Source organism: Neobacillus drentensis (genome assembly GCF_036966985.1).
Lineage (GTDB): Bacteria > Bacillota > Bacilli > Bacillales > Cytobacillaceae > Neobacillus > Neobacillus drentensis_E.
This window is the reverse complement of sequence record NZ_JBALSN010000361.1, coordinates 8,963-13,190: the sequence shown is the minus strand read 5'-3', so window position 1 is coordinate 13,190 and position 4,228 is coordinate 8,963. Positions and strand designations below refer to the sequence as shown.

3 protein-coding genes are annotated in these 4,228 nt (G+C 42.5%); all 3 read left to right on the top strand.

The features are described from left to right. Window positions 1-162: 162 nt before the first annotated feature. The 3 genes from V7659_RS21760 (at window position 163) to V7659_RS21750 (ending at window position 4,133) form a co-directional block, all read left to right on the top strand. Window positions 163-1,110 carry an alpha/beta hydrolase gene (locus V7659_RS21760; RefSeq protein ID WP_335542193.1) on the top strand — a complete coding sequence of 316 codons (948 nt, stop codon included), beginning with the start codon at window positions 163-165 and terminating at the stop codon, window positions 1,108-1,110. A 28-nt stretch (window positions 1,111-1,138) separates the two neighbouring features. Next, window positions 1,139-2,788, top strand: coding sequence for a flavin-containing monooxygenase (locus tag V7659_RS21755; protein ID WP_335542191.1), 1,650 nt, complete (start codon window positions 1,139-1,141; stop codon window positions 2,786-2,788). Between the two features lie 262 nt (window positions 2,789-3,050). Beyond that, on the top strand, window positions 3,051-4,133 hold the full coding sequence (locus V7659_RS21750) for an inorganic phosphate transporter (protein ID WP_335542190.1): 1,083 nt from the start codon (window positions 3,051-3,053) through the stop codon (window positions 4,131-4,133). Window positions 4,134-4,228 lie beyond the last annotated feature (95 nt).

Below are 4,228 nucleotides of genomic sequence, written 5' to 3'. Positions count from 1 at the left end.
GTATACTGAGATGTCAAAATATCATCTCCTTTTTGGGGATATAGCACGTCTAAAATTGGGAATATTCAAATTATACAAAAAATTATAATCTTTAGATAGACTTTTAAGAAAATCTTTTTCTATGAAAGTTAAAAAATCCTCATTAGGAAAGGAAGATGTTCTTTGGCCAATTTAGATCCGCAAGCAAAAGTTTATTTAGAAATGTTCAGTCAGATGCCATTGATCCAGACATTAGATGCACAAACCGTTAGAGAAATGTTTGCTTTAGCCCCTCCTGTTGAGGTAGAGTTGGCGCCGCTTGCGAAGGTAGAGGACAGATTGATTCCTGTAGCAGATGATACGGAAATCAAAGTCAGGATCTACACACCGGAAGGCCAAGGACCATTTCCGCTGTTTGTCTATTACCATGGCGGTGGCTGGGTAATTGGTGATCTTGAGACGGCCGATCCAAGCTGCCGAATGATTGCCAATCAAACAGGTAGAGTAGTAGTTTCTGTGGATTATAGGCTTGCACCTGAATATAAATTCCCTATTCCGGTAGAAGATTCTTATGCTGCATTAAAGTGGGTTAGTGAAAATGCTGCGGCATTAAATGGAAACGCTTCCAACCTAGTGGTTGGCGGTGATAGTGCTGGTGGGAATCTATCTGCGGTCGTTTCGTTAATCGCCAAGGAACAAAATGGTCCAGAAGTAGCAGCCCAAGTTCTTATTTATCCAGTAACTGCATTAGGGTATGACACCAAATCTTATGAAGAGTTTCAACAAGGGTTTGGGCTGGATCGAGACTTAATGAAATGGTTTGGCAATTACTATATTAACAATGAAGAGGATACAAAAAATAAATACATCGCGCCATTATTGGCTGAGGATTTAAGCAATCTTCCACCGGCCTATGTCATTACTGCAGAAAATGATGTCCTTAGAGATGAAGGTTTAGCCTATGCTGAACGTCTGAAGCAGGCAGGGGTCAAGGTTGAATCAATCATTGAAGAGGGGCTAGTGCATGGTTATTTTACAAATATGGCGGTATTTCCAGAGCGGATTAAAGGATCGATTTCTAAATTCGCCAAGTTCCTAAGTGAAATTGACCAAAAGGTTGGCAGGGTTTAACAATTAATATAGATGCTGGAGGAGGAGTATGATGAAATCTATGAAACAATCGAATCATATTGCTAATTACGACGCTGTTGTTGTTGGGGCAGGTTTTTCGGGGTTATATACGCTTCATCGCTTACGTGAGGCAGGTTTCTCTACCCGTGTTTATGAAGCGGGTGATGGTGTTGGCGGTACATGGTATTGGAACCGCTATCCCGGAGCACGCTGTGACTCGGAAAGCATCTATTATAACTATACTTTTTCAGAAGAACTCTATAAAGAATGGACATGGACCTCTAGATATCCTGAGCAGCCAGAGATCCTGCGTTACTTAAACTTCGTCGCAGACAAGTTTGACCTTCGTCGTGATATCCAATTTAAGACACGGATAAATGCAGCACATTATAACGAAGAGACGAATAGATGGCAGATCTATTTAAATGATGGGACAAGCGTATCAGCCAAGTTCTTTATCACGGGTGTAGGTTGTCTATCAGCCGCCAATATTCCAAATTTTAAAGGGATACAAAATTTTAAGGGGGACTGGTACCACACCGGGCATTGGCCGCATGAAAAGGTTGATTTCAAGGGGAAGCGGGTAGGAATTATTGGAACGGGGTCGACTGGTGTTCAGGCCATCCCAGTCATTGCAGCAGAGGCCGAGCACCTTACTGTGTTCCAGCGGACACCACAGTACTGCGCTCCTGCGCGAAATCATCCTTATGACCCAGAGTACATCCGGAAGACGAAGGAAAATTTCAGCGAGATCAAACGTCAAATGCGTGAATCTCAGGGGGGCCAGCCAGTGCCAATCCCTACTAAGTCAGCACTGGAAGTGACACCTGAGGAGCGGGAGCGGGTCTACGAGGAGGCATGGGAGAAAGGTGGACTAGGGCTGTTTAGCGCTTATTATGATATTACGATTAATGAAGCAGCTAACGAAACTGTGGCCGAATTTATCCGGACTAAAATCTGTCAAATCGTAGAAGATCCTAATGTAGCCCAGAAACTCCTGCCAAGTTATTTTTATGGGACGAAGCGGCCAATCATTGACACGAATTATTATGAAACGTATAACCGTAACAACGTCACATTAGTAGACGTAAAGAAAGCGCCTATTGAGGAAATTACTCCTAATGGGCTCAGTACAACAGACGGAGAGTATGAATTGGACACACTTGTTTTTGCGACAGGATACGATGGAATGACAGGGCCTTTGTTGAAAATGGATATCCGGGGTAAAGACGGAGTGACACTGAAGGAGAAATGGGCAGGGGGAGCACAGACAAGGACCTATCTTGGAATCGCCAACGCTGGGTTTCCAAATATGTTCATGATTACTGGACCGGAAAGTCCTTCGGTTTTAAGTAACATGCCTGTCTCAATCGAACAGCATGTCGAATGGATTGCTGATTGTATTGAGTATATGCAAAAGAATGGTGTGGAAACAATTGAGGCGAATGTTGACGCAGAGGAAGCATGGAGTAAACATTGCCGGGAAGTGGCTGAATCCACGCTCTTTACGAAAACTGACTCATGGTACACTGGTGCAAATATTCCTGGTAAGCCGCGTGGATTCCTGATTTATTTAGGCGGAGTCGGCGTATACCGACAAAAATGTGATGAGATTGCAGCGAAGGGATATGAGGGTTTTTCATTATTGTCCGCATCCCAGACTGTTGATCTGGCTTAGCCGGTTACTAATTATCTTTGAAAAAAGAGTCCACGGACTCTTTTTTTTGTTCAAAAAAGTCGATCAGTCGATTTAATGAACGTTATTTCCACTTTTTTTAGAAAATTCAAAGACATCTGAAATAATTTATTGATTATTGAGGGGGAGAGCGGTATAATAGTCAACATATTAAATTATTCCTACCTGAATAGTGTGAATTGAAACTGGAACGAGATTGTAGTTTACCAGTTTTATAGATTGTGGACATAAGGGGAGATTCTACATGGTTTGGACGTCTATTGCTTTTATAATTGCTTTTTTCTTTGCGATGAATATTGGAGCAAGCGGGACGGCAGCCTCGATGGGGTCAGCCTATGGTGCAGACGCCATAAAGAGTAAGCGACTGGCGATGGTATTAGTGGCGATGTCCGCTTTCCTAGGGGCAGTATTGGGCGGTGGAGAGGTTGTGAAAACAATTGGCGAGGGAATTATCCCTTCCCATCTCCTAACGATTAAATTAGTCGTTCTAATCCTTGCTGGAGCTACATTGACATTATTTATTGCAAATATTATTGGAATTCCCCTATCGACAAGTGAGGTTACTGTTGGTTCGATTGTAGGAGCTGGGGTCGCTTTTAAAAGTTTGTACATAAATAACCTGTTGGTGATTGTTTTATTTTGGGTGGTCGTTCCGATTGTTTCTTTTCTCATTACGTTTTTCCTTGGGAAAATCATTTCCGCGGCTGAGAAACGCTGGGTTGGTCTAACGGGAAACGGCAAATGGAAAAAATGGCTGGCAGTTTTACTTGTCGTAGGGGGCTGTTTAGAGGCTTTTTCGGCTGGGATGAATAATGTCGCTAATGCTGTTGGGCCATTGGTTGGGGCCGGGATGATTTCCACCACTAAAGGAATCTGGATTGGCGGGCTCTTCGTTTCAATCGGAGCTATTTTACTAGGGAACAGGGTTCTAGAAACGAATGGGAAGAAGATTACCAGACTGTCTTTACTGGAAGGAAGTGCGGTTTCCTTTACTGGAGGAACCTTGGTTATTGTGTCATCCTTATTTGGACTCCCGATACCGCTGACACAAGTAACGACTTGTGGAATTTTGGGTGTTGGAGCTGCCCAAAAGGGGTTTGGCATTTGGCAGAAATCTATTATTCAGAGAATTCTTAAAGTCTGGCTTATTTCACCACTTGCTTCACTTGTAATATCATATATACTTGTGAATTTGTTAGTGGAGATTAATATTTATAATATTATTATCATTTTAAGCACATTGATCGCAACCGTGGGAGCGTTCAGTCTTTCAGCCAACATCCGCAAGGAGAACAGCACCATTCATGATGATGGTGGTGGAATATAAATATTAGATTTTTAGAAACCTCTGTTGGTATCCATTCTACAGAGGTTTTATAACTTTTTTAAGGCTGTGTTAAAATTGTCTGTTGATTTCCGTTC